This window comes from Haloferax sp. Atlit-10N, assembly GCF_003586325.1.
GTDB lineage: Archaea > Halobacteriota > Halobacteria > Halobacteriales > Haloferacaceae > Haloferax > Haloferax prahovense.
The window spans coordinates 1-1,444 of the sequence record NZ_PSYX01000035.1; the positions used below are offsets into that span (position 1 = coordinate 1).

Consider the following 1,444-nt stretch of genomic DNA (forward strand, 5'->3'; position numbering starts at 1 on the left):
TTGGGTCCATTTCCTCGTGAGCCATCGCCCTAGCGAGCTCACGGTCAACGTTGATCTTCCCCACAATCGGACTCCCGATATTGTTGAGGACGTTGAGATAGGCGCTCCGCCCCCCTTCCGCTTTCATTTGCTCGGGGAACTGCATCGAGAGCCCGACTGACAGCCGGAAACTCCGCCCTTGCTCGAGTAGTGTATTCATGACATCCGAAACAGCAACCGACGCTGCCTCATCAATCAGGAGATTAACCACGTAATCGTCCGGCCGCTTACCGACATCCTGGTTCTCTTCTTTCAGAGCGTCCTCGAGGTTGGTCAGAATCACACCGGTCATGACGCGAGCAGCATCCTCACGGAGATCACCCAGATCAAAGAGAATCACCGTATCGTCGTCGATGACATCGCGGAAATCAAACCGTGGCTCGGTGTTGTTGAAGATTCGACGCAGGTGTGTGTCATCCGAAATAACTGAAAGACGATTGCCGACACCACCCAACACATTCGAGAAGGTCGTCTTGTCTGCCTGTAACTGTCGTCGGAGTGACCGCGAGACAGCCTCGTCACTCGATTGCGGGGCAGCACTCAGATCTGGCTGGGGTGGCCCTGCCTGCCAAAGTTGATCAAGCGCATACTCTAACTGCCGATGAGCGAAGTAGTCCGCTGACTCGCGATACTGGCCGTTTTCGCGACCATGCGTCTCATCGAACAACACTTTGATCAGCGACTTAATCAACCCAGGTGCGACTGTCGCCCGCTCGTAGCGGTCAACCCCCATAACGAGTTTCAGAATTTCCTCGTAGTGGTCGGCCTTTCGCTGGACAGCGTCTTCCCGCCGGAGTCCGTTTTCAAGCGACGGCTCGAGATTGAAAAACGAGAAGCCGGGGAGGACGTCTGGGAGAGAGAAGTAGATAACATTCTCTCTGAGGTCGTCCAAGCCGAAACGCGCAGCATGCGCACGCATGTAGTTCTCCGCCATACCGTCGCCCTTCGGTTCGATGAGAATCGACGGCCCAGTCGTCGTCTCGTAGAGTGAGAGGAGTTCATTGATCTGTGCCTTGGACTTACCGGCCCCAGTCGTCCCAAACCGGCCATAGTGTGTCGGTAACAGTCCGGGAGGTATTCGAGTCGGTTGCTTCTCCGCTTCACCAGTCTCATCAAGCGCGTAGCCGATTGCCATGCCCTCACGGAACTCGCTCATGAGATCCGGATTCGGACGGGCAAGCGGGTTCCGGCTCTGTTGCTCAGCACGCGTCCCACGAGAACCCTCCATTGTCAATCGTTCCGACGAAGGGACAACCACGAAGTTCGCAAGCTCGGCCCCACAGAGAACCAACTCCGGCCGGGTCTTACCACGTCCAGTCGTTACCTCTCGCGAAAGGAGTCGCTTGAGCGCTGCTCGCGCGTTTTGTTCTTTCTTCGATTGTCGGAAGCCACGGTCTCGAAGTCG

The 1,444-nt window shown here is 56.4% G+C and carries 1 pseudogene; it reads right to left on the bottom strand.

From position 1 onward, the window contains the following. Positions 1-1,444: pseudogene (locus C5B91_RS20975) on the bottom strand (ATP-binding protein); the annotation flags it as partial.